Consider the following 26,014-nt stretch of genomic DNA (forward strand, 5'->3'; position numbering starts at 1 on the left):
CTCAGCGTGGCGGCGCACACGACCCGAGGAACGGCCGGTCCGTCCCTGCGGTTGAACGGCTCATCCCGGTCCTGGGCCCCGAGGTCGCGGATCGGGGCGTGGTGGCGTCGCCGTCGGACGCCACCGGACGCCTGGCGGCTCTGGCACGCGATCGGGGCGCGAGGCGGTGCCGTCGCGGGTGGAACCGCCGGGCGCTGCACCGCTCAACACGTGCGCGGCGTCGCGGGCGGCGGCGGCCTGGTGGGACCGACCGTGTGCCTGCTGCCACGAGGCGACCTCGCCGACCAGCCCGGCCAGCTCGTCGACCAGAGCCGCAGCGGCGTCCTTCTCGCCGCCGCGCCCCGACAGCACCCCCACGGCGGCCAGCCGGCGCGACGCGCCGCGCAGCAAGCCGGCCAACGGCCCTGGGCGGGCGGGCAGAACGCGGTGGGGTGTACGGGCCGCGCGGTCGTAGCGCTCGGCCGGCCAGGGCGGTGTCCCGTCCGGCTGGTGCCGCCGGCCGTGCACCAGTGTGGTCAGCAGCTCACCCGCCGCGTGCGCGACACCCTCGACGACACCCCCGCCGTCGTGCACCGGTGACGCCGGCGAGCCACGAGCGACGCGGTTCGCGGCGCGGACCCAGTCCCGCGCCCGCCGGACCGCGTCGGCGGCGCCCTCCAGGGCGTCACGACGGGCGTCCGGGGTCGCCAAGCCCACCTCGGTGCGCTCGGGGGCGGCCACCGGCGGCACGGCGGCCCACCGCCGGGTCAGCTTCGTCCACGTCAGGTCCGGAGCCAGCGCGGTGCCCGAGTACCGGACCCGCTGCCCTGTCCTGGTCAGGTCGCCGGGCAGCGCCACCGTGTAGCCCAGCACCCGACCGGTCGCGTCGCCGACGCTCCGCGGGTCCAGCCGTTCCCGTGCGAGTTCGGCGAGGAACCCCGTGCCGTCGGGCACCGCGGCGGCGACCCGTGCCACGGTCCGGCGCAGCTCCTCCCGCGCGGTCCGCGGTCGTCCCAGCCGTTCGGCCTTGGCCTTCTCGTTGCGGGTCGGGGCCGGCGCGGCGGTGCGGTCGATCGGCGCGGTGCCCACCAGCCCCATCTCGCGCTCCAGCGCCCGGCACGTCTGACGCAGCGCGCGGTAGTCCAGGTACGGGGTGAAGCGGCGTCCGGTGGTCTCGGAGACCAAGGTGGCCATCAGGTGGATGTGGTCCTCGCCGTGGCGCACCGCGATCCACCGGCACCCGGCCCGCGGGATGCCGGTGGCCCGCATCAGCCGCTCGGCCACCCGCTCCCACTGCCGGTCGCCCAGCACCGGGTCGGACGGGTGCAGACGCACCGAGGTGTGCCACACGTAGCCCGGCCGCGGCACCACGGCCTTCTTGCGCCGGTCGTAGCGGTAGTGCCGCACCCACTCCGGCGCGTTCCACGGCACCGTGCCGTCACGCACCCGCTGCTCCCACTCCGGCGGCAGCGCCTTCGGGTTGGTCACCGGCAGGCCCGCCAGCTGGGCCACCTCCTGCATCGTGGCCGTCAACGCCGACAGGTCCAGGTCGAACGGCCCCGGCTGCGGACCGTCGGGACCGGCGGCGGGCAGGGGCCGCGGTTGGTGCAGCCACGGCGCGCCGTCCCACGAGGCGACCACCCGCGGATCGCGGTGCTCCTCGTGGCTGCCCGGCCCGAACAGGTAGTGCAGCAACCCGGACGGACGATGGCCGCGCACGACCTTGGCGATCACGACAGCAACGCGCGACGCACCCGGACCACGACCTCGTCGGCGCGCCGCACCGCCCGCTGCACGGCGATCAACACCGCGTCGACGCCGGCGGAGGATCCGAGAAGACCGGCGCCGGCCGAGTCCTCGCGTACACGCCCGCCGGTCTGGGCCAACTGCCGCCGCAGCGCACTCACCTCGCTCACCAGACCCGCGATCAGCGCACGGTCGAGCACCTCGCCGCGCAGACGCCGGGACGCCTCCTCGAACCCGACCTGGGCAAGCCACGCACCCGGCCGCAGGCCCTCGGCCGCAGCAGCGGTGACGATCGTCGCCCACTCCACGTCGGAGAACTTCACCGTCGTGCGTCCCCGGCGCGGCTGCTGTCCCGCCGACACATGCCGCCGGTTGCCCAGCACCATCGGCCTGACGACGTCGAGTTCACCGGACGCCTCGGTCATCACAGCCCCCACTCCCGCCGGCATCACGACCGGCAGCGCGCACATGGGGGGCTGCTCGCTGGACGCCATCATGACATGAGGCGCGAAGACGCTGGGGCAAAAGGAACTCTTGGCATTAACTTGCTGTTCGCGGGACTGCTGCACACCGCCGTCCGCACTGCGCCGTGGCGGGCCGTCGGTGGCCGGCAACCGACGCAGTACGTCGCAGCGGGCAGGGCTCTCCGGGCGGAGCCTCGCGCCGTCGCGTGCGGGCGTGGCACACAGCCGGAAACCGGTGGAAACGGTGTCGGTGACCGCCTACAGTGGCATCAACCCCGCCTGGGTGAGCAACCCCGGCCCGACGGCCCCGGCGACGGGGCCGTCTCTGTTCGTCGGTCGACCATCGGACGCTTCCACGACCACCGGCACCCCGCCGCGCCGGGTCGGCGGGCGGGTGCCGCAGGTTCGCGGCGTGGCCGTCGGCCGGTCGTCAGCTCGCGCCGAGGGACTCGGCCAGGGCCTTCACGGCGGCGTCGCCGAACTTCGCCGACAGCACGTCCAGGACGGCTGTGTTCACGTTGTCCCACATCATGTGCAGGACTTCGTGCGCCCCAGGGTCAATGGTGGCGGGCTCCTGGTCGGCTTCCCAGACCAGGTCGTACCCGTCGGGGTTGGGCTCGGTGAGCACCACGCGCCCGTCGGGGAGTCGGAAGTGCAGGACCGGCCCGCTCAGGTGCGGGTAGAAGGACTCGTGCTTGTAGCTGATCGCGATGAGTCGTCCGTCCTCGCCGTTGCCGAAGCGTTGGACGGCGGAGACGTCGAGTTCGGCGTCGATGGCGGGAACGGTGATCGCGAGCGGGGTCGAGCGGGTCATGGGTGGCTCCTACGGTGCGTAGACGACCTGTGGTCGGCTGTCGGGTTCTTGTCCGGCGCAGGGGCGTCACTCCCCGCACCGGACAAGATCAACTTTATCGTTTTGCCTGTTCCGGCGCTGAGCGTTGCGGTCGGTGAACGGGGGCGGCGGCGGGCGATCGGGCGGCTGTCGAAAGCCGGATCGGCGGCGTGGACGCGGACGGCGTGCGCGAATTCGGCCATGTCGCGCACGAGGCGGGGGCGGTAGCTCTCGCGGTTCCACCCGGTGTGCAGCAGGTAGTCCACAGTGCCGGCGGCCTCCAGTGCCGCGCAGCTGTCGGGCCGGTCCTCGACCATGACGTCGGTCCATGCCGACGTCTTGTCGGCGGTGAGCGTCAACGTCGTGTACGGGATCGCGTGGTCGGTCAGCCACGCCCGGGGCGTCGCTTCCGTCACGCCGAAGGTGCCGAGCGCGGCGTGGTCGGTGATCGGGTGAAGCCGATGACCTTCGTTTGCCAGTCGGTGTAAGGCGTCGGTGGCACCGGCCGCGGGAGTCCCGGTGCGGAGGATGACCCCGGCGTCCACTCCGGCGTGCAACACCCCAGGGGAACTCGTCGTCGGTGAATCCCCGGTCCGGTCCGAAGTGCCATCGGGTGGGCTCGGGCATCCACCGGCCGGGACCTTCGGTCCGCAGCAGGAACTCTCGTACGGCGGCGGGGAAGTCGTAGAGCGGGCCGTCGACGTCGATCCCGATATCGAGCAGACGGATCGGCGGGCCGGGTATGACGGCATGGTCGGCGTGCATGGCGAACCTTTCGGGTTCGAGGCGTCAGAGGGGATTCTGTGGCGGAGAGCCGGGCGTGGTCACCGGTTTGCCACTGCGGGAACTGTACCCCTATGGGGTATGTGGCGGGGGTGGGTGAATCGGCTCCCGTTCCGATAAGCGAGGGCTGCGCGACGGCGCTTCGGCCGGTGGATGCGCGTCAGTCGGTGCGTTCGATGACGTCGGTGCCGTCGTGGAGGATCATCCCGAGGCAACTGCCGTCGTCCCAGTTGATGTGGATGGTGCCGATGTCGTCCGTGACGGCGACCGTGCCCAACGCGCCGGGCCGCAGCAGGGAGTACAGCTCGGGGTCTGTCGTGGACACGAAGCGGACGCGGTCGCCGGGCTGGAACTCTGCGGACATGTCGGTCGGGCCCAGGCCCATGACACGGACCACGACGTCTTTGCCGTCGCGCTCGACGACGGTGCCGACCGGCCAGAGCGCCGCGATGCGCAGTAGGTCCTCGGCGACGGCGCGGTCGCGCTTGTCGAGCGTGGAGGATGCGGAAGTGCCTCGGATACTGGCTGTCAGGGCGTGGGCGTAGTCCTCGACGGTGATCGGCCGTTCGACGACTTCCGCGGTCGTGGTGACGAACCGGTTGTGCAAGGCGACGAAGCTTTGGGTGCAGCCGCAGTTGCGGGGTTGCCGCGCGCACATGGAGGCGAAGTCGACCAGGTCGCCGTCGGCGACGGAGGCGACGATGGAATCGCCGGGGCGGCTTCCTTGGGTCCTGCGGGTCGCCACCAGCACCTTGAGCGGCGCGGTCGACATCGGTGGATGCGGGGTGCGGTGGGGCGTGCGGGTGGTGTCCTGGTCGGCGTCGGGTGTGGTGTCGGACTGCGGTTGTCGCGGTGCGTCGGATCCTTTGTCCGCGCTACCGCTGGTGTTGTCGGTGGTCACGATGGTGGCTCCTGGGTGTCGGATTCGTGTCGGGCTCGGGGTGTCACCCCCGATGGCCGACAAGATCAACTTAGTGGCGTCGACTGTTCCGCGTGGACGGTTGCGGCGGTGCCCGGCCACGAGTGGCGTCTTCTGTCGAGCACGGGCACGGCCTCGACAGCGACCGGCCATGTCGAGGCGCGGCCTGTCGGTGTGTCGGCTGACTGGTCGACGTGCCGGGGATTCACCGCAGGCGAGCGTCCGTGGGCGACGTCGTCGTTCGCATCGACCCCGCCGGGGTGAGCAGTTCTGGCGCGACGGCGACGGCGCCGTCTCTGTTCCCGGCCGGGCACCGGCCGCTTGCACAGTCACCGGCGCCCGCCCGCCGGATTGGCGGGCGGGCGCCGGATGGACAGGTCAGACGTTCAGCAGGGCGTCCTGATCGACGGTCGGCCAGGCGGCGTCGGCGGCGGGGGGCCGGCACTGAAGGTCCGGCAGGGTCCCGTGCTTGGTGCCGCCGGTACCCTCCAGATCGGCCACCACCGCGTCGAACAGCGGGGTCTTCTCCCTGCCGTGGACGTCCCCCTGATGCGCGGTCCCGAAGAGGATGGCGCGGACCTCGTCGCTGAGACGGAGCAGAGTGTCCAACCCGACGACGTCGAGGACGGGCAGAGTGTCGGCCACGTCGCCGTGGCCGGCCCGACCGGCTGCCTGGATGAAGACCCGCATCGCGTGGGCCAAGTTGTCGACCGGGTCACGGCTGGGGTTCATGTTGCTGCTCCTGGGCTCGAGGTTGTCGGGTTCGAGTCCGGAACGGAGGCGTCACCCTCTCGCCCGGACAAGATCAACTTTATCGTTTGTGCTGTTCCGAGGCTGCGCCTTAAGGCCGGCGTTCGAGCGGGCCGGCCGTCGGGTACGGCGACCGCGCCACGCGGATCTGCAGCGCGGCCGGGGGGATCAGCCGGCACTCGACACCGGGACGAGTTCCAGGCCGTGCCGTGCCAGGGTGCGCATCAGGGCGCGCCACTGGTTCTGGGCGCGCTTGCGGTGCTTGGCGCTGTCGAGAACGGCGATCCACCGCAGGTGGGCGCCTACGATGAACTCGAAGTGCTCCGGTGCGGCGTCGAGCACCGCGCCCACGTGTGAGCGTGTGGTGGTTTCGAACAACCACGCGACGCCCGACTCGTCGGTCCACTCGTGCCGCCGGACCCAGCCGTCGATGACGTTCAGCTCGTAGAAGTCGCGGGTCACCCGGTCCGGGAGTTCCTGCTCGGGGAGCGCGACGACGTGGATCGGTCCCAGGATGAATTCGTTGCGGACGTACGTGCTGGCCGTGGGCCGGCCGGCGTCGGCGTCGGCGGTGTTCGGGGCGGGCCGGCCTGGGGCGGCGGTGTGCGGGTCGGTGCTCATGGTGTTGCTCCTGGGGGATCGTCGGCTGTCGAACGTGCTTGGAGGCGGGTGCTTGCGCGGTGATCCGGACGTGGCGTCCGCTGTGGCCTGGGCGGTGCGTGGGACGGCCGTCGGCCCGGCGGTCTCGTGGGATCGCCGGGCCGACGACGTGGTTTCTGGTCGGAACGGGCTGCGCGACCGGTGGCGCGGTCGAATCAGCCTTCGGGCAGAAGTTCGCCGAGAGGGGTGATGGAGCGGGCGGCACGGCACATCCAGTCGGCCACGACACCGTCGGGAAGGCTCTGCGCCTCGTCCATCAGCTCCTGCGCCACCGAATCCCGCACGGCTCTGCCGGTGGTGGGAGCGGTGCTGAGCCAGGGACGGATGCAGGCCTGCGAGGCGACCCGGTCGGCGACCCGGAGGATGCCCGCACGCCTGCGCCAGTCGCCGGTGATCCGTTTCGCAGCGGCGCGCAGGTACAGCTCCGCGTAGTGCAGCGCGACCTCCGGGGCGTTGCCGTCGCCGGCGAGCCCCCGCGACGTCGCGTCGCGCCAGCGGCTGTCGAGCTCACGCCGGACGTTGACGGCGCGGCGGCGCTCGTACTCGGTGTCGAGCGCCTCGACAGCGAGCTCCGGCGTGGTGTAGCGGCGCAGGCACCAGCCGCGCTCCTCGACCGGAGTGAACCGGTCGAGGCTGTCGTGGCAGTAGTGCTTCTCGCCGTCCTCGTGGCCGGGCCAGATACACGCCGTCCACGGTGCGGCGGCGGCTTCGGCGTCGTGATCGGTCAGCAGTGAGCCGCTGAGGCTGACCGAGAGCATGTCGCCTTCGCCGGCCCACCCGGAGAAGCCCACGGCGGTGACGTCGGGTACCCAGTCGGGATCGCGACGCAGAATCGTGGCGGTGACGACGAGTTCGGAAGGGCTGGAGGTCGCCTCGGTGGCGGTGTTCGTCATGGTGCTGGCCTCGTGTCGGTGAGGTGCCGCCGAACGGCGGGATGGCGGCCGGGGAGCGGGGTGGTGGCCGGGTTTGATTGGTGCGAACCGGGCCGGGGCGTGGGGTGTCGGCCCACCCCCGGCGTCGTCGGTGCGATCACTGCCGCGGGAAGCGCGGGCGGGACGGGCCGGTCAGGCGGTGAAGACCGCGATGCCGGAGCGCATCAGCGGCTGTCCGCGCACGACCACGTGGGGCCTGGGGCACGTGCTGTCGCGCCAGTCGCCGCGCTCGGCGTCCCACGCCGAAGCGCGGGTGATCTCTCCGGTGAACCAGGCGTCGGGGTGGGCGGCGAGTCGGCGGTCGGAGTCGTCGACGATGTCGGAGGCGGCGACCTCGTCCATGAGTCGGCTGACGAAGGCATGGACCCAGGTGTCCGGGGTGAACTCGCGGGATTCGCCCTCGTAGTACTCCCCGCCCTCGGGGTGGCGGTACAGGCCGGTGGAGTGCCAGCCCTCGCAGACGGTGTCGTGGAGGTGCTCGTGCAGGTCGTCGGGCAGCACCACGACCGGCATGCCGTAGCGGTCCACGGTGAGGGTGAACGCCGGTTCCGGGATGCCGTCGGTGCCGATCAGCGGCAGGCCCAGGGCCATTGCAGTCTCGTCGGGGCTCCAGTTCACGACCTCGATGCGCATGTCGCTCACGCTGTGCTCCTGGTGGTGGGGATGTCGGGTTCGTGTCGGGGATCGGGGCGTCACCCCCGGCGTCCGACAAGATCAACTTTAGTGGGTTTGTCGGTTCGGCGTGGCCGGCTATTCAGCGCGGTCGAGCGGAACACCTCGTGCGGCACGACGGTGCGGTGGGGGATCGGAAGGGGGATGCGGGTACCGGTCGGTGGCGACTCGGATGTCGGTCGTTGCGTCGTCCGGAGCGTTCGTCACGGTCACCCCCGGACATGACGGCGCCCCTGCTCTGACCGGTCGGCCGGAGCAGGGGCGTCGCGTGTGGATCGGTGTGCGGAGAGCCGGCAGGGCCCGGCCGGGTCAGGACTCGTGGAAGTCCTGGAGGGCGGTCCCGGCGTCGTTCGGATGATTGACGGTGATGGTGACGTCGTCCGGAGTCAGGACGTCGGACACCGTGTGGTCCTTGACCGGGTGGTCCCCGCGATCGTCCGGGTGAGTGTCGTCGGCCCGGTCGGTGAACCGGCCGTCGTCCGGTTCCTCATCGTCGGGAAACTCGTGCCGGTCGTCGGAATCCTGCTCGTAGTTGTCCCGATCCGACGAGATGTCGAGCCCCTGGAAGCGTCGCTGTTCGAGCCAGTCGAGCAGATTGTCGTCGCGGTCGAGCACCATCCAGGCGATTTTGCCGTCCCCGTCCTCGCTGCTCCGGATGAGGTCGAGCGTCGCGGCGGCGGCGTCGTGGGGGCCGGTGACCGTGACATCGGGAGTCGTCTCGTCGAAGGTGGCGGCGAACACCACCAGGTACCGCTCGGTCCGATTGACATAGGGGCTCTCGGTGACCGCTTGGCCGAACCGGTAGAGCATCGACGGGGTGAAGCTCCTGCGCCATGCGAAATCCGCGGCGGGATCGAACTCTTCGCTCGTTTTCGTGGGCCGCTGGTCCTCCGGCGGCAGGGCGAGACGGAACAGGTGCCCGTCGGCGTCCTGGTCGGGGGAAGCGTCCACCGGCGTCCAGTCGAGGAGCTCGGGATCGGCGAACCTGAGCGCGTTGGCGATGTGGAGTGCGGCCTCCGTTCGCGCGTTGATCCACTCGTCGGCGTGATCGTTCTGGAGCCGGCGTCCGGTCGCGTCGTGCACGGCGTCCAGGTCGAGCCCCTGGTCGCGGAAGTCCCATACCTGCGGGAGGAGAACGTCCACTGTGGCGGCGGACGGGTAGATCGTGCGGATCACGGCGGCGGCCGTGGCCGCGCACAGGTCCGCGTGCTCCAAGACAGCGGCGGTGGTGAGTTCGAGGGACAGGGCGGGCGTGTAGTCCTGTTGTCGAGTGGAGTGCATGGCGATACTCCCGGTGGGGCTGGGTTGTCGGGTTCGTGTCGGGACCGGGGCGTCACCCCCGGTGTCCGACAAGATCAATTTATTAGGTCCGGGCTCTTTCGTGCGGACGCCAAGAACGGCGGCGGACCGGGAGCGCGGGCGTCGGACGTGCGTCGGAGCGGGGTTTCAGCGCTGCACGATCGTCGCGGTGTCGGCGTGGTCTGCCCCGGAGCTTCGGTGCCTGGCCGGTTCTGGTTCCGGCCGCCGACGAGCCGGACCCCGCCGCACTCGTGGGCGTGGCGGGGTCCGGTCCGGATGTGAGGGCGGGCTACGTGACGAACTTGCGGACAGCGGCGTTGGCGATGTGCCCTCGACGCGTGCCGGCCCTGGGGCCGGACGTGGACGACTTCAGGAACTCGGCCACCCTCGGCATCTCGGTGAGGCTCTCGGGCGCCGTCGGCATCGCCGTGAGGGCTCCGGTTTCGTGCGGGTCGGTCTTCGGGCTGAACTTGTAGTGGCGGTACCACGCCAGCCAGGCGCGGGCCGCGGGCAGTTGGGAGCGGGCCCACCGGCGCGGTGCCCGGCGCCGGCCTTCGACGGGGGACGGGTCCACGACCGGCTTCGGGAACCGCCGGGGCAACGTGGTCGAGACGTACCATCCGTGCACGCTCGCCTTCGTGACTCCCAGTTCGGCGGCGAGCTGCCCGATCGTGAGCATCTCGGACTCGTCGGGCGCATCCTGCTGCGGGCCGTGGGCCTGCTCGTGCTCGGCTCCTCCGGTGCCCGTGACGGTGTCGAGGAAGTCGTGCAACACGGTCAGATCGTTGAAGATGTGGAGACGTCGGCCGTCGTCGTCCTGCTGGTCGAAGTCGGCCTGCTCGGTGGCCCAGTTGTAGGCCACCACGGCGCGGAGGGCGTCGATGACGAACGCGGGCACGGGCACGTCATGCGGGGGTGGTTGCGTGGCGGGCTTCGGCTTCCCCTTGCGCGGGATGTTCCGACGCAGCTCGTTCCACTGCTCGAACTCGGGCCAGCGTTCGGCATGCCACTTGGGCCTGCGGCCGGGCTCGTCCGGGGCAGGGAACGGTGCCGGCGACGTGGGGCCGAATCGTGTGCGCCACATGCATACGGCCGCTTTCGTCACGTCGAATCGGGCAGCCAGCTCCGTGAGGGTGAGGACGGGGATGTCAGGGATGGTCGGACGTGCGGTGCCGGTCGGCTTGCGCGCCTCGGTGTCCTCGCTGCCGGGGTCGGGGTTCGCGGTGGATCGCGGCGTGCGGGTGTTGTCGGTCGTCATGCGGGTCTGCCCCTGGCTGTCCGGTTGTCGGGTTCGTGTCGGACCGGGGCGTCACCCCCTTGCCCGACAAGATCAACTTAGTGATTCGTGCCGTTCACCGCTGGCACCAAGAACGGCGTTCGGCCGGGAGCACGACCGGGCCGTGCGGAGGTTCGGCACGGAGTGGCGCTGTCGCCTTCCAGGCCGAACTCCGACGGAGCGGGGGGTGTCAGGTCTCCATGAGCGTCGCGATGTCGGTGTCGAACCGACTGAAGCGCGCACCCGGCATCCACGTCACGCCCGGGAGCACCTGCTCCGTGAGGTGCACCTTGGCGGGTTCGACGAGAACCCCGACCAGAATCAGCAGCAGTTCGTCGTCACGCCGGTCGCACACCCGGTAGACGAAGCGCCGGGTGTGCGTCGGTGGGCCGATGACGTAGTGCGCGCCGTCGGCGAAGCGTGCGCCGTGCGGCGCTTCGGCGACGGCCCTGGTGGGCGGGGCCGCGGTGGTCCTGGCCGATGCCGCGGTGGCGACCACCAGCCGGACCGCCACGGTCGCGCCGTACCAGAACCACCGGTGCCGTCCGTCGCGATAGGTCCACCGGACCACCAGGTCGGGCTCGTCGGGACTGTGGGCGCCCTCGATGTGCGCGCCCTGGCCGAACTCGGCAAGCTCGCCGGCAGCGCGGGTGCGGCTGAGGACGGCGACTTCGTCCAGCGTCCAACTCGGCTCGTGGCCGGGTCGGGCCGGCCACACCTGCCGGCCGGGTACGGCGTGCTCGGCGCGCAGGGTCGTACTCACTGCGGCGTCTTGCGGGTGGGTCGCGCGGCTGTCGGAGGTCTCGGTGTCGTGCTCGGACATGCTGCTCCTCTGGGTGGTTCGGAAGATGCCGGGTCCGCATCGCGGTCGGGCGTCGGCCTGTCGTCCGGCAGCGGCGGATTTCCCGGCTTCGGTGTCGTGCGGGATTCGTCAGACCTTCCGGCGCAAAGGGGGATGGCGGCCGAGTCGCTGGGCGCCCTCGCCGGTGCAGGAGCGCACCCGGCTTCGAAGCCGGACGCGGTGTGGGTCTGTGCGGTCGCCTCGCGGAAGCGTGCGGCGGTTCTGCCGGAACGTTCCCGCCGCCCTTCGGGCGTGCCGGGGCGGCGGGAACGCGGTGCCGCCATCAGCAGACGGCGGCAGGGCTTACGCGGACGTGCCCTGGTTCTCGACGAACCGCGTGACGGCCTCGGTCACCCGTCCGCGGTTCAGTTCGGTGTGCCACAGCAGCGCGTCGTCGGCGCGGAGCGTCAAGGGCTGGCTGAGGTAGTGCAGCATCGGCGGCGTCGGGCTCGGCGGCTGGTCGCCCGACAGGATCGACAACGCCTCGCGGTGCTGCGCGGCCATGCGCGCCACCATCCGGTCGGATACGCCCAGCCACGGTTCGGCCAGCGCGTACCGGCCCTCGGCGTCGGGCTCGACGGTCCGCGGCAACAAGTCCCCGTCGCGTCGATCGTCGTGGATCACCAGTAGCTTGCCGCGCCACTCCCACCGCACCACGTCGTCGCCGAAGTGCATTTCCGCGTACACGCCGATCCACTGGGCGACCGACGCGCGGACCCGCACCGTCACCTCCTGTTCGTCGCCGTCGAGCGTGCGGTGGTCGTGCTCGTGGTCGATCACGCCGTGCAGTTCGCCGTCCACCACGGCGGGGAAGGCCACGGCGTGGTAGCGGCGCGTCACCATTACCTCGCCGGGCCGGACCGGGCCGGGTGACGCGCCGTGGACTCGCGTGCCGTCGTCAACGTTCGCTCGCATGCGTGTACTCCTGCTGGTCGGTTGTCGGGTTCGTGTCGGGACCGGACGTCACCCCTTGCCCGACAAGATCAACTTTAGTGATTCGTGCCGTTCACGCCGGCGGTAAGCGGATTGCCGACCGGTGCGTCGCCGTCGGCCTGGTGCGGGTTACGCGTGCGCCTCTCCGTGGAACGGACGTGTCCGCTCCACGGAGAGGCGCTTCGCAGGCGCACGAAACGCGCTCGGGGCTCGCAGCCGTGCGGTGTGCCCAGATGGGGAGAAGGGGTGCGTTATCGGCGTCGGGCGTGGAGCGTGCGCTTCACGCGGGTGTGCTCCGGGCGGTAGCCGTTCTGGTAGGCGGTGTTGGCCACGCGGCAACACTTGCCCCGGCAGTGGAAGCGCTGATAGCCGTAACGGGTGCCGTGAGGGCACCGGATGTGGGTGGACACGTCGTTGGCGTCGCGCCAGTCCTCGCGTAGTTCCCGGGAACTGGGGATCTCGGGGCGTCCGTTTTTCGTCTTGAGCTGCGCTAACCGGGACTGTCGCAACCGGTCGGGGTTCGTGGGGGTGCAATCGTGCACGCGGCTCTCCTGGTGGTGCGGGATGTCGGGTCCGTGTCGGGACCGGGGCGTCACCCTCGGTGCCGGCAAGATCGACGCTAGTGGTCAAGACCGTCCCATGTGGACGCTTGCGGCGGTGCTCGACGTGGACCACGGGTGTCGGCTGCACGGCGATCCGCCTCGGTGACGCCTTCCGCGATGCCGGTCCTGTGGAGCTCGCATCGCCCGTGCCGCGCGCAACCGCGATGCCGGGGATGAGGTGTCTTCATGACCGGCGACGGACGAGATATCGGCGGTCCGATCGACACCCGGAACCCACGCGGGGAACGGCGGTCTCTCGCACCGGAGACCACATGAGTCCCGGCCGGCTCTCGTCGAAGCCACCGGGGGCATCGCTGTGTCGGGTCGGTTCGCGGTGCGGAGACGGCGAAGACCCCGCGGCGCGGGGCGCGCTGCGGGGCCGAACGGGACTACCGGAGATGGTGCCGACGCGCGCCGGGGGCTCAGTCGGTCGGCGTCCATTCCCACACCGGCACCATCACCGCGTAGTCCTCGCCGTTGTGGGCGCCCACGTGGCCGTCCTTCCACCGCCACACCCACAGCCGGGCCACGTCGCCGGTCGGCCGCAGTTCGGACCACTCGGTGTGGATGGTGGCGGGTCCGCCGGAACTGCTGACGCCGGTCTCGTCGCGGTGGCTGCTGGCGTTGAAGACGATGCTCGATGACCGGTCGCCGGGTTCGCTGCGGTTGCGGAACGACCCGCCGAGCACGCCGATCTGTCCGGCAGCGAGCAGCCCCGACCTCCACGGCGCGGCCAACCGGACTGCGTCGCCCGGCATCGGGGTCAACGGGCGGTCATGGCACCTGGTGTGGTCCTGGATCTCCAGCGACCACGGCGGCGGCGTCACCAGGAGTGCGCCGGCCGCGGACCGTGACACGCCGATCGGGCCTGCGCTGGTGGCGACGGGCACGATGCCGTCCGCCGCGCCGACCGCGACGGCCAGCGCCAGGATGTCCACCACGGCGCGGGAGTGGACTCCCTTGCGTGAGAAGGGCTCGCCCGTCCGATCGAATACGTGGCGGTTCTCGCGGAGGATCTTCTGCGGTTCGGCGCACGGGCAGAGCGCGACACCGGCGCTGTCGACCATCGTGCAGAAGAGGTCGGCGCTCCTCAGCGCCCGCACAAGCGAGTGCTCGCTGTTGACGGCCTGGTCGGTCCGGGTATTCACGCGGCGGCAGCCTGCGGCGTGGACGGCGATCCTGTGGTTGTCCTCGCCACCGAGCACCCCCTCCCACACGATCAGGTAGGAGATCGGGGCGGCGAGCGCGTCGTCGACTCCCAGCCGATGCAGCATCGACAGCGGTCGGGCGGTCGGAACGTCGCGGAATTCGGGCAGGTTGGTCGTGATCGTGGTCGCGCTTGTCGTCGGGACGGTGGAGCGTGGTGCGGCAACGGGAACGGAATCGGGCACGGAGTTCTCCCCACGCAAAGCGTTGATCCGATGAGGGCTTGTCGAAACGCCGGGTGTCTTCACCGGCGGCGACATCAGCGAACATACGGAGCAGGGGTATGTGTTGCTCGCGGTTAGCGCGGGTGCGACGGTGCAGCCGGTCTCGGCGCGTCGTGGAACGGTGGCCCTGCGTCGCCGGGTTCGCGTCACAGGGCCACCGGAACGTGTGCTGTCCTGGCCTACGCCGGCAAGCCGGGTACCAGGGTCAGCCGGACGACGAACACGACCTCGCACGAGCCGTCCAGCGGCGGACAGCCGCCGACGAAGTAGTGGGTCCGGACATCCTTCGCGCGCTGCGTCGCCTCGGCGCGGTTTGTCGCCCGCACCACGACCTCGCGATAGTCCAGCCCGGACACCAGCAGGGTGACCCGGTAGTTCTCGCCCTGGGTGAACGACGTCAGCCGTCCTGCCACGTCCTGCAACGCACGCAACCGGGCGGGCTCTTCGGTCTGGGCACGGTAGTCGGCGAGTTTGTCCACCACCATCTCCAGGCGGGGAACCGTGCCCCACAGCCTGTCCTGCTCCACTGCCGCACGGCGTTCCCGCTCGGCCTGGACGTACAGCAGCCGCACGGTGTCGCGCCGGACCTCGGCCGCGGCGTCGCCGAGGTTCATGTCCGCTTCGAGGGTCAGGGCGTGGGCCAGACCCACGAGGTCACCGGCGGCCTGGTGGCGGTACAGCGCCGTCGTCGCGGTGTTCACCTCCTCGTACTCGGCGTCGTTGTGGAACCACGTGCTCGGGTCCGGCGCGTCCGCGTGGCTCCAGTCCACCAGGCGGGTGTTCGTGACGGGGGCGAAGAACCGCTTGCCGTTTACCAGCCACAGCACGCACCGCGCGTGGGGCAGCAGCGCGATGGGCGTGCCCGGCTGGGGCAGCCACTCGGGCACCGGGATGTGTCGGCTGCACGGCTCCTGGTGCCACGGGCCGGCTCCCCGGACGTCGCGGGCCCGGCGGTCGGGGGTGGCGCACTCCGCGCAGTAACGCCTGCCGGACGGCTGGCCGGGTGCGGCCGTCGGGTACGGCGAGACCAGCCTGGTGCGGTGGCCGTCGTCGAGGATCCGGAAGTCCTGGTCGACCTGCCCTGACTGCGTGGTCGCGGTCCAGCCGACGACGGTGTCCGCATCGACCGCAGCGGTCGTGGAGGTGTCGCCGGTGCGCCAGACCACCGCGTCCCAGCCTGGGGTGACGGCAAGGGGTGCGCCCGGTGCGGGCGGCGGCACCGGGCGCAGCGCGGGCGGCGGGGGAAGCTGCCCGCCGGCGGTGAGGGCGTCCACCAGGTCGCGCACGTCCGCGTCGGCGGGCAGGTCGCCGAACGACTCGGACTCGGTGAGCACGACGTCGTCCGAGATTCGCTCGACGTCGTAGGACAGGCCGTCGGTGCCGTTCCAGGTCGATTCCAGGACGCGGTAGTACTCGCCGTCCACGCGGACGACCCGGACCCGGCGCGTGCCGGTGACGATGCTGCCGGGCCTGCTGCTGTTGCCCATGTCGGGCCTCTCGTCTCGAGGTCGCGCGGTCGGCGCCGCCCGCGGGAGGCGCCGACCGCGCGGTGAGGGAAGGGTCAGTTGCCGTTGGCGCGCGCGTCGTGGTGCGTGGCGGTGCCGGAGCAGCACGGGAAGTAGTCCGGCCTGCCCTCGGTGCCGTGCTCGGAGGCATCGACCTCTACGACCACGGCGTGGCCGACGGGCTCGTGCTCGGCGGGCGGGTGCGGGGCGCGGCACGGTTCCGGCGCGGGGCGCAGGTTGACCTTCGCCATGTGCAGCGACCGGGCGCGGAGGTCGGTGCACCACCCCAGGCGTTCCGGCGCGAGGAAGGCCAGTGCCTCGGTCAACCACCGTTCGACGTCGGTCGCGGCGTGATGCCACTGTGGGTCGTCGCTGAACGACAGGTCGTTGTGGTGGTAGTCGCGTACTCCGGCCAGGACGACGTTGGCGTCGCTGCTCCGGTCGTGGTCGTGGAGGTCGACCACGACGCTCCAGGCGTCGGGGTGGAAGCGCAGCACGGCGCGCGCCGCAGCCTGGACGCACCGACGCGCGTGGTGCGCGACGGCCTCGTCTGCCGCTGTGCGGGCGGCCGTGATGCGGTCGTACTCCCGCCCGCGCTCGACACCGGGATCGAACCGCTGGACCGCTTCGATCAGCGCGTCGCGTCGCCGCCCGATCTCCTCGTCGGTCTCCGGAGAACGGCTGTCCGCCGGGCGGCTGAGGTAGTCCAGCAGCACCGGGTCGATGCTCGGGTGCTCGATGCCCGCCAGGTTGGTCAGGGCGTCCCGGTGGCGGTCGAGGTGGCGCTGCGCCGCGTCGTCGGACAGGACCATCCAGTGGTCCTGGACCAGGTACCGGCCGTCGGCGGCGGGCCTGACGAACCGTGGCTGGCCGTCGGCGGCGTGCGGGTCGTCCCACACCGCCAGCACGTCACCGCGCCACTCGTAGTGCACCTGGCCGGGGTGGTCGGCCTCCTCGATCAGGCCCATCCACTCCAGGATCGGGCGGCGCAGCCAGACGCCCACACCGCCCGCGACACGCCGGTCAGCGTCGGTGACGGTGTGGTCGGGCAGCGGAACCGGACCGGTCTGGGGGATGCCCGGTAGGGGCGGGTTTGAGCCGCGCACGACCACCAGAACCTCGCCGGGGAAGAGTTCGGCCGGCGTGCGGAGGTCGTGCGCCGCGCCGTCGTTGGCGGTTTCCCTCATGGGTGTGCTCCTGCCTGTCGGGGTTGTCGGGTTCGCGTCGGGACCGGGGCGTCACCCCCGACGACCGACAAGATCAACATAGTGTTTCCGCAGTTCCCGTGCTGTCGCTTGGGTGTGCGGGCCGACGTCGGTCCACGGGACCGGATGAGCGCTTCCCGGTGGTCGGGCCGCAGACAGCGCACCGGGACCGGGCCCGCATTGCGCGAGGCTCACCGCGTGGTGCGCGGGCGGCCGTGACCGCCGTTCCGTGGGGCTGGGAATGGGCGGCTTCGCTGTCGAGGTTCGCCGCGGTGGAGCCGCGTGGTCGGCCGCGCACGATGGTCGACGGCGCGCGGTCGTCGCCGGAGGTCACCGCGGTGGTGTCGGCCTGGTCGCTCTCGTTGTTCGCGCCGGGGTGGTACGGGCGGATGGCGTCCGCCCGTACCCGCACCCGCCGGTTAGTCGTTGCCGATACCGAACAGCAGGTAGGCGACGACAGGGCCGCCTTCGTGCTCGGCTACGGGAATGGCTCCGGCGACGTCGCCGTAGTGGTTGGCGTAGGGCGGAATCTCGTCGAGCTTGAACACGACGTACCGCTCGCCGGGTGCGGGAGTACCGAGCAGGTGGTTCATCAGCCTCTCGGCTTCCGCACGAGTCACCGCTTTCTCGGCGGCCTGCTCCACGTCGTTCTTCTGGAGGATGCCGAGCACCTCGTTGTCCTCGTCTCCGGCGGCCCACCTTCTGGCCGCGATGTCCCGCGCGAGCTGCAATGCCTCGAACGCCGTCGTCGTGGCGCCGGTCGACTGGTAGGAGGTGAAGCCGAAGCCGCCCATCAGGCACCACCGCCAACGTGGTCGTAGACGGCGAGTGCGTCGGTCGGCGCGTCGGAAAGGTCGTCGTCGTGCTGGTGCACGTGTGCACTCCTGGTGTTCCGGTTGTCGGGTTCGTGTCGGGACCGGGGCGTCACCCCCGATGACCGACAAGATCAACATAGTGTTTCCGCGTTTTCCGCGCTGTCGCTCAGTGCGGGGTGGCGGTGGTTCACGTCGTCGAGCGGCGTTGGCCGGTGGCTTGGCTGCAAGACCGTGCGTCACGTGGTGCGGATGCGCTGACCGGCCGTGATCGACGTGTTCACGACGGACTCCGGCGAAGAGGCGGAGACAGGGGCTCGAACAGCGCCTCGTCCGGCGCCTGGAGACCCCGGTCGGGACGCCCGGCGTTCTCGCCTGGGGGTCAGGTCGTGGACGGCCCGTCCGGCTCGGACAGGGGCTCCCACCGACACCGTTCCGGGTTCCACAGGCCCTGCTGGTAGAGGCGGTTGAGGTCGACCGTTGCGTGCGGGTCGTCGGGGGCGCACGGTTCGTAGAGGAAGCCGCCGCCCGTGGGGTTGGGCACCGGCCGGCTGTACCAGCCCAGCTCCCGGCACTCGCGTTCGCCGACGATCTGTCCGGTCCAGGTGTCCCGTCCGCAGTCGTGGCCGGGTTCGTCGAGCAGGGGGCAGTCCAGTCGCTTGAGGCCGGTGACCAGGCACGCGGCGAGGCAACAGCTCTCGTCGTGCTTCCGGCCGGTGTCGATCAGGCAGGCCGGGCATACGGTGCCGGTACGGGTACCGGAGTGCGCGGTCGGGTGCGGTCCCTTGTCATGGGTCGGGCTCCTCGCGGGCATCACTCCGTGCCGGCGGCAGGGCGCACGCATGCCGCCGGTCCGGAGTGATGCTGGTGGGTGGTCGTGGACGTGCAGACGGGGCTGGTACTCGTCCGCAGGCGGTTGCACCGGCCTGGGCGTCCGCCGAGCCGTCCGCCTGCGAGGTGGTGGGGACGGCGCGGCGTGCCGGGTCAGTCGATGGTCACCACTCGCCGGCAGCGCCGGGCGGCGTGCACGGTGCCGGTGCCGAGCAGGCCCTTACGGACGTCCCAGTGCTGGAAGCGCGTCACGGCGGGCTTCGCGGGGGTGCACCGGCACCACGTGTCGAGTTGGGCGGTTCCTGCGGTGTCGTCGAGCAGCAGGCGCTGCGACGGCTCGCGTGAGTCGCTGACGTAGAAGCCGTCCATCGGGCCGGCGCTGCGCACGCGGGACGTGCCCGTCGCGGCCTTGGCCTTGTCGTAGACCTGGGCGATCATCGCGAGTTCGAGGGCCGGGATCTCCAGCGGGTGGTCGCTCTCCGGGAGCAGCGGAACCCACCGTCGACCGTTGAACATCTGCCAGATCGCGTCGTCGGGCCGTCGGTACCGTGGTTCGAGTTCCAGTCCCTCGGCGATCACCGGCCGGTTGCGGGGGGCCATTCCGGCGGTGAGCCAGTTCTTCAACAGCAGGACTTCCCCGCAATCCGGCGTTCCGGCCGTCTCGGTGTGGTAGGGCGTGAACGTGCGGATCATCAAACCGTCGAGTGTTCGCATCGTGGCCGCCTTCAGCGCGGTCACGATCTCGGCTTCGGTTTCGTCAAGGACGAGTCCGAGGAGGATGGCGATCGGTTCGGCGCCCGGCAGCGGTTCACCGCCCAGTCGGCACTGGGTGGCGAACCACTCCAGGTCGAGGTCGGAGAACCGGTTGTGATCGGCGGCTTTGAACCATGTCGGGCCGCCCGTGCCGGCGTTGCGGATCGTGCCGACGATGTCGAGGTCGGGGTGTACGAGGTTCGCGGTGAAGGCGACCCGCTGGTCCGGCATCCTCTCGTACTCGATGCCGGCGGCGGTGAACAGGAAAGGCGCTTCCAGTCCGGTCTGTGGCCAGCAGACCAGTGCGGTACCGCGTTTGTCGTCAATGCCGTTCACGGCTCTCCCGGTGGATTGAGGCTGTCGGGTTCGTGTTCGGGATCGGGCGTCACTCCTTTTCCGAACATGGCCGATGCTATTGGTCGGGGATTTCCGCGCTGCCGGTAAAGAGGCGATCCGCGGCCTGGTTCCCTGGTGGGAGTGGTGCGCCGCTGTTCCCGTCGGGGTGTGGTCGACGGCGTCGTCCGACCCGAGCCGGTGAACACGGCCGGCCCGTCGTGGTTTCCGTTGCCGATGAACCCCGGTGCCCCCGTGGATGGGGTACTGCCCGGCCGGGTACGACGGGCCGGGCAGTGGGGTGCCGGTCGTGGTCAGCCCCCGATCCACTCCTGCCAGGTGTTTCGGACGGGGGCGAACATCTCGGGGTAGTCGAAGCTCGTGCACTCCGCCTGGGCGCCCGGCGCCATCTCCTCCGGCCACCACCTGGCCGGGATGTGCTGCGGGGTGCTGATCCGCATGAGGGCTGCCGCGCCTTCCAGTGTGATGTCGTCGCGGCCGGGGCGGTGCCTGATCGGGACCGCCGGATCGACGGGTTCGGTGTCGAACGCGATGTGCAGCGGGACATCGGGCGCGGGCCTGCCGTCGTAGTACGCGGTGCGGTGGGGGTCGGTGTCCAGCAGGTCGGCCAGCGCCTCGACGGAAGCACAGCCGACGTTGCCGAAGTCGACGGTGCTGGTCATGGTGACGCTCTCGATCCGGTGACTGGGCGGCATTCCGGGCAGTGGAACGGGACTGGCGACGACGATCCGGGCGGGGCCGCGGCCGGTGTAGCCGTGCCAGTACGCCGCCAGGCGGATGAGAATCCTCGGCCACTTGCGGATCGGCGCGGCGGCAACGGGAGAGCTGAGCCCGGCGTCGGCCAACAGCTCGTCCAGTTCGGGATAGCCGTAGGGGTATGGCATGGAATTCCTTCACATTTGGTAGAGGCCTCGGTCGCGTGGCCGGCGCGGCGACGAAGGCGCCGGTGACCGGCTTGACGTCGGCCGCCGGACCCGGTGGTCGCGACGCGCCGGTGGTCGCGCCGGTGGAGACCGGGTGCGGCACGAGGTCGGCCGGAGTCCTCCGGGGCGGATGGTGTCGGGTTCGCGTTCGGATGGCCGGAGCGTCACCCACGGCCCGTGAACAAGATCGACTCTAGTGATCTCGCCGCCTCGCAGTGGGCGCTTGGCACGTCGGTCGGAGGCGGTGCTCTCACGTCGTCATTGGCTCGCCCAGGGCATCGAGCCGCCGGGCACAGCGACGGGGTCGGGCCTCCGGGAAGGTGACGGGCCGGAGGCTGCGGCGGGCGGCGCTCCCAGCTCGTCACGGGAACGCCGCCCGGCGGTGTTACAGGCTGTCGAACTCGCCCTGTTCCACGAAGTGCGTGGTGCGCTCGTGCTGGTCGAACACCACCAACACCAGCTTGTCGTCGTTGACGGCGAGGAACTCCCGCAGGGCCGCCGCCGCCGTGACGGGGCCGGCCACCTCGCAGTACGGATCGTCTTCGGCGAACGACGCGGCCAACACGACCAGGTAGCGCTCGTCGCGGCGCACGTGCGTGCCCCTGTCCAACAGCCTGCCCAACTCCGCCAGACGGTCGATCTCCGCGCGCTGTCCACCGGCATCGGCGGAGCTCTCCGGGGCCTGCCGGATGCCCGATCCGCTGTCGTGGTCCGGGCTCGCCGGGTCGGGTGCCGACGGGATGTGGACGATGCGCGCGGACCCGATGCGCTGCCGGTAGGTGTAGAACGGTTCGGCGAGTGGATTCCAGTCCTCTCCCGGAGTGGCGTCGGGTCCGGAGAGGTGGACGAACACCGGGTAGGTGTCGGAGGCCAGCCGCGGATCGGCCCAGACCTGCTCGACGAGGATCACGCTGTCGGCGTTGCCGGGGTCGTCCAGGTCGGGCTGGACGCCGATGAGCTGGAAGGGCCTGCCCTTCCACACGTCCTGGCGCCCCACCCTGCCGGTGTGGTCGGTCCAGTACGGGTAGGGCTCGATGCCCAGAGCGTCGGGTGAACCGATGGGCTGAAGCAGCAGTCGCGGCTGATCGCCCGCAGGGACGAAAGGTGCGCGGGTCGCGGTGGCGTCCGGTACGCCGGAGTGGTCGTGCACGGGTACTCCTGAAGGTTCGCGTTGTCGGGTTCGTGTCCGCGACCGGGGCGTCACCCCCGGCGTTGAACAAGATCAACGCTAGTGATTCCGCAGACCAGGAGTTGTTGCTTAGGCGCGGGTACGGCCGGGACTGCGCGGGAACGCAGTAGCGGGACGTGTTCCGCCGACATCCCGTGCTCCGGCGTATCGGCCGTTCGGGGAGCGGCCGGGTGTCGGCGACCGCACAGTGGCCCGCGCTCTTCGAGCCGCGCCGACCCGGTGCACACGGGCCGGTCCCCGCTGCACCGGGCAGGCACAGCGGGGACCGGATCGCAATGCGGGATCGCTCTTACACGACCGACGTGCGCGTCGCGTCCTCGCCGGGGCGCCGAGGAGCGGCGCTCACGCTGACTCGCCCCTGTTCGACGGCGTCGCCGAAGCGGGACAGCACGGCGAGGTCGTGCAGGATGTGGTGCTGACGGCCGTCGTCGTCCTGCTCGATGTAGTCGGCGGCCTCCGGCTTGACGAGGTAGTCCACTACCGAGCGCAGCGCAGCGAGCACGCGGTCCGTGGTGATGTCGCCGTCGGTGGCCTGGGGCATCGAGTGGCTGCCGGGCGGCTCGGGCGTGTTCCGGGTCATCGGTTCTCCTTGGGGTTGTCGGGTTCGTGCCGGACACCGGGGCGTCACCCTCGGTGTCCGGCGGGCGGCTACAGCGGTTGGTGGGTTCTGGATGTGCTGCGATCGGGTCTGGCGCTCCCGGTGGCCGGTCGCGGTCGCGTTGCCCGGTCTCTGGGAGCCGCCCGCTCTCCGGGTGCGAGAGCGGGCGGCCGGGGTGGGGTGGATCAGTCGATGGTGATCAGACGGCGGCACGCCGCGTGCTGGTGCAGCGTTCCGGTGCCGAGCAGACCCTCGCGGTCGCTCCACTTTTCGAACCGCACGGTGGCGCGGCGGTCCACCCGGCCGACGGAGAAGGGGCAGCGGCACCACTGGTCGGTGCGTCCGATGCCGGTGTCCTCGACCAACAGCCACTCCATGCCCGGTGCGCCGTTGACGTAACGCCCGTCGGCCAGCGGTCCGGCGCCTTGCACACGCCCATTGACCTTGGGCTTGGTCACGGCGTAGACCGCAGTCATCTCCTTGATACGGTCCGCGTGCTGCTGCGGGTCGGTCGCCCGCTCGGCCGGCAGCGGCACCCACTCCCTGCCGGTGAACATCTCCCAGTACGCGCCCTCGGCAACGTGGTTGTCCGGGTTCGCGTTCAGCCGCTCGACGAACGCCGCTCGGTCCCGGGGACTCCACACGATGTTCTGGTAGAGCAGCACCTCGCCTCGGAGCGGGCCGCAGTTACCGGCCGTGCGAGGCTCGTAGACACGCACCAGGAACCCGTTGCGCTTGCGCATCTCGGCGACGAGGGCCTCGACCTCGCTCTCCTCGACCACCATGTCGAGCAGGAACTCCGACGCCACCGACGCCACCTCGCTCAAGGACTCGCCGTCTTCGAGGCACTGCACGGCGAACCTCTCCAAGTCCTGCTGGGAGAACACAGCGCGGTCCTGTGGGAAGAACCACGTTCCGCAGTCGTCACCTCGGTTCTCCAGCGTGCCGACCACCTCCAGGCCGGGGTGTACCAGGTCGGCGGTGAAGGCCGCGCCCCGGCTCATCTCGAAGGTCCCGGTGCGCTGGGCGGTGAGCAGGTAGGGGGCCTGGATGCCGGTGTGGGGCCAGCGGACCAGAGACTGCTCGGGCTGTGTGGACAGGTCGTTCATGTCGTTGCTCCCGGAGGTGCGAACTTTGTCGGGTTCGTGTCCGCGATCGGGGCGTCACTCCCTTGCCCGGACAAGATCGACCGTAGTGTTTTCGCGGCTCGCGGGCGGTTGGTTAAGCGCGTGAGGACACCCGGGTCCGGGCGCGATACCAAGTCGCTCCGCCTCCCGCCTCCCGCCACCGGCCACCGGCAAGGCGAACCCCGCCGCACCGTTCGGGTGCGGCGGGATCGGCGTGGACAACGCTCAGGTGACCATCCTGCGGACGCTGGATCTGACGATGCGTCCCTGGCGCACTCCCGAGTGTTCGGCGGACCCGCTTCTCCCCGAACGACGATCCGGCGGCGCTGTCACTTGGCTTGCGGCCGTCCTCCGCACTCGGCCGGCCAGATGGTCGGCGCGCCACTGCGCGATCTCCGGCCACCGGTCGCCGCGCCACTGCGGGGCGTACCCGCTCTTGTCCGGCTCGGGGAACGGCAACGACCAGGTCGCGTACCGCGTGCGCCACGAGCACACCGTGGTCATGGCCACGCCGAACCGGTCGGCGATGTGCTTGATGCCGATGAACCCGTAGAGATCGTCCACGACCTCGTCTGCGGCGTAGAAGACGTGGTGCTGCTCGGGAGCGCCGCGCAGCGCCGACACCCGTACCGGTCCGCCCGGGTGGTCCTGGGCGTCGATGCCGATCTCGAGCTGGCCGTCCGGTGTCTCCTTCACCGACACGCTCACGCCCAACGTGTCGAGCACGTAGACCGGGGTGCGCTCGGTCGCGGGATCGCGGTCCAGGCGGCGCAGTGCCGCACCGCCCAACCGGACCTCGTGCGTCGTGCTGTGGTGCTCGAAGCGCATCGGCTCCAGGTCGTAGTGCTCGGCCTGCTCGTCCAGCTTGCCCATCACGGCGTAGAAGAGCTCGATCGCCTGCCAGTCCCGTGCGGGCGGCTCGACGGGCAGTGTGCGGTCGAACGCGGCCGCCTTCCGCCAGGAGGCGCGCACGTAGAAGGCGAGCGCGGCGACGGCATCGCGTCGCGGCAGGCAGGTCCTGGCGGTGAGAGTGCCCGCTTCCCAGCGGTCGAGCTGCCAGAGCGCGGAATCCGGGTCGGGCTTCGTCTGCGGATCGCCCTCGGAATCGACGGTGGAGTGAGGGGCAGGGGTGTCGTTGGTCATCGGGTCGGACTCCTACGCGTGTGGTTGTCGGGTTCGTGCCGGACACCGGGGCGTCACCCCGGTGTCCGGCAGTCGAGTGGCTACAGCGGTTTCCAGGTGCTGTTGGGCTGCTGGTAGTGGATCTCGTTCGCGTCGACCTAGGGCTTGCCGAGGTCGTCCAGCGGGTCGAACTCGTCGCTGCGGTTTGGGGGTCTCCGTCGACGTCGGACACGTCGAGGTAGCGGCACACGAAGGCAACTAGGTCCTCGACCGGCCCGTCGGGTCAGTCGGCGGCGAGGACCATGCGGGACACTCGGCCCTCGCCCGCCTCCGGCCGCCGCTCGATCTCCGGCGCGATGGTGAGCGGCCCGTCGTGCCGACGCGGCTTCGGCCGCTGCCGGACTTCCCCTCGGCGGTCACGTCCTGTCGATGGTCCAGCCGTGGTCGGTGTACCTCGGCCAGGGGAGCATCGCCACTGTGCGCCTCGCCTCCGTCAGCCCTGCGCTAGTGCTTCCGCAGACCGCCGTTCGTGTTGGCAGGCTTCCACGTGCCGCACCCGGCGCACTCGCCGCCGTAGAACCGGCCGCGCCGCTCGTACTTGACCGGCGCCTTCCCCGAGCCCGCGCAGCTCGCCGGCTTGGCCTTGCCCACCGTCCACTCGACCGGCGCGTTCGGGAAGCACTTGGTGCACAGCAGCGGCCCGTGCGCCTCGACAGCGTCCGCCGGGGTCAGGTCGGACAGTTTGGGCAGCCACCCGTACGCCGTCCATCCCCGGTTCGAGCACGCGGTGTTGGCGTGGATGTGCCCGTTGCTGCTGGTGACGATGAAGTACCGCGTCCACCCGCGCCGCTCGTGCTCGCCCTCCAGCGGCTTGATCGCGTCCAGGGCGACGCGGACCTCGGCGCGCTTCTCCTCGATGAGCGCGAGGTGCTCCCGGACCGAGTCTGCGTACGGCGCGAGGGTGCCTGCGGCCAACCGCTCGTGCGCCCGCTCGATGGTCCGGTCCGGACCGTCGAGCCAGTAGGCCCGCTTGCCCCTGCCCTGCTTGCGGTCGCCGAGCAGGTGGTGCAGCACGTCCACGGCGTCGTCAACGGTCCCATACGCGGTGGCGACCACGCCGTACAGCTTCGCCAGCTCGCTGTCGATCTCGCCGGGGGTGGCGGTCTTCAGGTTCACTGCGGCTCCCGGCTCGTCGCACGGACGTCGCCGTTGAGTACCGCGATCCAGGCGTACATCAGCCCTCACCGCCGAGCTCGGGCTGCGTGGTGCGGGACTCGACGGTGCCGACCTCGGGATCGGCGGTGAAGTGAAGGTGCATCGGATTGGACTCCTGGGCGTGCGAGTGTCGGGTTCGTGTTCGGAATCAGGGCGTCACTCCCGGCTTCGAACAAGATCAACTCTAGTGTTCTTGCAGCTCACCCGCTGGTGCTTAGGTGTCCGGCGACCCTGCGGCACGGGCCGCAGAGCACGACTGCGC

The 26,014-nt window shown here is 70.9% G+C and carries 26 protein-coding genes; all 26 read right to left on the minus strand.

The features are described 5' to 3' along the window. Window positions 1-60 precede the first annotated feature (60 nt). The 26 genes from ALI22I_RS20300 to ALI22I_RS20425 all read right to left on the minus strand — a co-directional run bounded on the left by ALI22I_RS20300 (window position 61) and on the right by ALI22I_RS20425 (window position 25,713). A complete protein-coding gene (locus tag ALI22I_RS20300) occupies window positions 61-1,713 on the minus strand; it encodes a relaxase/mobilization nuclease domain-containing protein (RefSeq protein ID WP_077007105.1) in 1,653 nt (550 codons plus the stop codon). After that, complete coding sequence (locus ALI22I_RS20305; RefSeq protein WP_143532332.1) at window positions 1,710-2,150, minus strand: hypothetical protein; 441 nt, start codon at window positions 2,148-2,150, stop codon at window positions 1,710-1,712. The genes ALI22I_RS20300 and ALI22I_RS20305 overlap by 4 nt, the downstream gene beginning before the upstream one ends. Before the next feature lie 469 nt (window positions 2,151-2,619). Continuing rightward, window positions 2,620-3,003 carry a hypothetical protein gene (locus ALI22I_RS20310; protein WP_077007107.1) on the minus strand — a complete coding sequence of 128 codons (384 nt, stop codon included), beginning with the start codon at window positions 3,001-3,003 and terminating at the stop codon, window positions 2,620-2,622. Further along, entirely contained in the window at window positions 3,000-3,773 is a 774-nt protein-coding gene (locus ALI22I_RS20315; RefSeq protein WP_083751874.1) for a 5' nucleotidase, NT5C type, read from the minus strand. Before ALI22I_RS20315 ends, ALI22I_RS20310 begins: the two co-directional genes overlap by 4 nt. Window positions 3,774-3,964: 191 nt before the next feature. Continuing rightward, window positions 3,965-4,705 (minus strand): DUF7715 family protein, encoded by a 741-nt coding sequence (locus tag ALI22I_RS53785; RefSeq protein WP_238598476.1) that lies wholly within the window; start codon window positions 4,703-4,705, stop codon window positions 3,965-3,967. 396 nt (window positions 4,706-5,101) lie between these two features. Continuing rightward, on the minus strand, window positions 5,102-5,455 hold the full coding sequence (locus ALI22I_RS20325; RefSeq protein ID WP_077007109.1) for a hypothetical protein: 354 nt from the start codon (window positions 5,453-5,455) through the stop codon (window positions 5,102-5,104). Window positions 5,456-5,641: 186 nt separating this feature from the next. After that, the gene (locus ALI22I_RS20330; RefSeq protein WP_077007110.1) at window positions 5,642-6,094 is read right to left on the minus strand and encodes a hypothetical protein; all 453 of its coding nucleotides are present in this window, start codon (window positions 6,092-6,094) and stop codon (window positions 5,642-5,644) included. Between the two features lie 194 nt (window positions 6,095-6,288). Further along, entirely contained in the window at window positions 6,289-7,026 is a 738-nt protein-coding gene (locus ALI22I_RS20335) for a hypothetical protein (protein ID WP_077007111.1), read from the minus strand. 171 nt (window positions 7,027-7,197) lie between these two features. Then, window positions 7,198-7,707, minus strand: a complete 510-nt coding sequence (locus tag ALI22I_RS20340; protein WP_077007112.1) for a hypothetical protein — start codon at window positions 7,705-7,707, stop codon at window positions 7,198-7,200. 339 nt (window positions 7,708-8,046) lie between these two features. Further along, on the minus strand, window positions 8,047-9,018 hold the full coding sequence (locus ALI22I_RS20345) for a hypothetical protein (RefSeq protein WP_077007113.1): 972 nt from the start codon (window positions 9,016-9,018) through the stop codon (window positions 8,047-8,049). 307 nt (window positions 9,019-9,325) lie between these two features. Further along, entirely contained in the window at window positions 9,326-10,294 is a 969-nt protein-coding gene (locus ALI22I_RS20350) for a hypothetical protein (RefSeq protein WP_077007114.1), read from the minus strand. Between the two features lie 208 nt (window positions 10,295-10,502). Next, the gene (locus tag ALI22I_RS20355) at window positions 10,503-11,135 is read right to left on the minus strand and encodes a hypothetical protein (protein ID WP_077007115.1); all 633 of its coding nucleotides are present in this window, start codon (window positions 11,133-11,135) and stop codon (window positions 10,503-10,505) included. A 321-nt stretch (window positions 11,136-11,456) separates the two neighbouring features. Then, on the minus strand, window positions 11,457-12,068 hold the full coding sequence (locus ALI22I_RS20360; protein WP_143532333.1) for a hypothetical protein: 612 nt from the start codon (window positions 12,066-12,068) through the stop codon (window positions 11,457-11,459). Window positions 12,069-12,337: 269 nt separating this feature from the next. Then, the gene (locus ALI22I_RS20365) at window positions 12,338-12,628 is read right to left on the minus strand and encodes a hypothetical protein (protein WP_143532334.1); all 291 of its coding nucleotides are present in this window, start codon (window positions 12,626-12,628) and stop codon (window positions 12,338-12,340) included. A 482-nt stretch (window positions 12,629-13,110) separates the two neighbouring features. Continuing rightward, window positions 13,111-14,079, minus strand: coding sequence for a hypothetical protein (locus tag ALI22I_RS20370; protein WP_077007118.1), 969 nt, complete (start codon window positions 14,077-14,079; stop codon window positions 13,111-13,113). A 218-nt stretch (window positions 14,080-14,297) separates the two neighbouring features. Then, window positions 14,298-15,605 (minus strand): hypothetical protein, encoded by a 1,308-nt coding sequence (locus tag ALI22I_RS20375; protein ID WP_077007119.1) that lies wholly within the window; start codon window positions 15,603-15,605, stop codon window positions 14,298-14,300. A 74-nt stretch (window positions 15,606-15,679) separates the two neighbouring features. Then, window positions 15,680-16,810, minus strand: a complete 1,131-nt coding sequence (locus ALI22I_RS20380) for a hypothetical protein (RefSeq protein ID WP_077007120.1) — start codon at window positions 16,808-16,810, stop codon at window positions 15,680-15,682. A 437-nt stretch (window positions 16,811-17,247) separates the two neighbouring features. Beyond that, window positions 17,248-17,622 carry a hypothetical protein gene (locus tag ALI22I_RS20385; RefSeq protein WP_077007121.1) on the minus strand — a complete coding sequence of 125 codons (375 nt, stop codon included), beginning with the start codon at window positions 17,620-17,622 and terminating at the stop codon, window positions 17,248-17,250. Window positions 17,623-18,022: 400 nt separating this feature from the next. Further along, window positions 18,023-18,454, minus strand: a complete 432-nt coding sequence (locus tag ALI22I_RS20390) for a hypothetical protein (RefSeq protein ID WP_077007122.1) — start codon at window positions 18,452-18,454, stop codon at window positions 18,023-18,025. A 170-nt stretch (window positions 18,455-18,624) separates the two neighbouring features. Next, window positions 18,625-19,560 (minus strand): hypothetical protein, encoded by a 936-nt coding sequence (locus ALI22I_RS20395; RefSeq protein WP_077007123.1) that lies wholly within the window; start codon window positions 19,558-19,560, stop codon window positions 18,625-18,627. Between the two features lie 311 nt (window positions 19,561-19,871). Then, complete coding sequence (locus tag ALI22I_RS20400; RefSeq protein ID WP_077007124.1) at window positions 19,872-20,462, minus strand: hypothetical protein; 591 nt, start codon at window positions 20,460-20,462, stop codon at window positions 19,872-19,874. A gap of 424 nt (window positions 20,463-20,886) precedes the next feature. Continuing rightward, complete coding sequence (locus tag ALI22I_RS20405; RefSeq protein ID WP_077007125.1) at window positions 20,887-21,651, minus strand: hypothetical protein; 765 nt, start codon at window positions 21,649-21,651, stop codon at window positions 20,887-20,889. Between the two features lie 328 nt (window positions 21,652-21,979). Next, complete coding sequence (locus ALI22I_RS20410; protein WP_077007126.1) at window positions 21,980-22,270, minus strand: hypothetical protein; 291 nt, start codon at window positions 22,268-22,270, stop codon at window positions 21,980-21,982. A 203-nt stretch (window positions 22,271-22,473) separates the two neighbouring features. Continuing rightward, the gene (locus ALI22I_RS20415; protein WP_077007127.1) at window positions 22,474-23,397 is read right to left on the minus strand and encodes a hypothetical protein; all 924 of its coding nucleotides are present in this window, start codon (window positions 23,395-23,397) and stop codon (window positions 22,474-22,476) included. A gap of 243 nt (window positions 23,398-23,640) precedes the next feature. After that, window positions 23,641-24,558 carry a hypothetical protein gene (locus ALI22I_RS20420; RefSeq protein WP_077007128.1) on the minus strand — a complete coding sequence of 306 codons (918 nt, stop codon included), beginning with the start codon at window positions 24,556-24,558 and terminating at the stop codon, window positions 23,641-23,643. Between the two features lie 483 nt (window positions 24,559-25,041). Continuing rightward, a complete protein-coding gene (locus tag ALI22I_RS20425) occupies window positions 25,042-25,713 on the minus strand; it encodes a hypothetical protein (protein WP_077007129.1) in 672 nt (223 codons plus the stop codon). Window positions 25,714-26,014: the final 301 nt, after the last annotated feature.

Origin of the sequence: Saccharothrix sp. ALI-22-I (genome assembly GCF_001984175.1) — a bacterium.
Classification (GTDB): Bacteria; Actinomycetota; Actinomycetes; order Mycobacteriales; family Pseudonocardiaceae; genus Actinosynnema.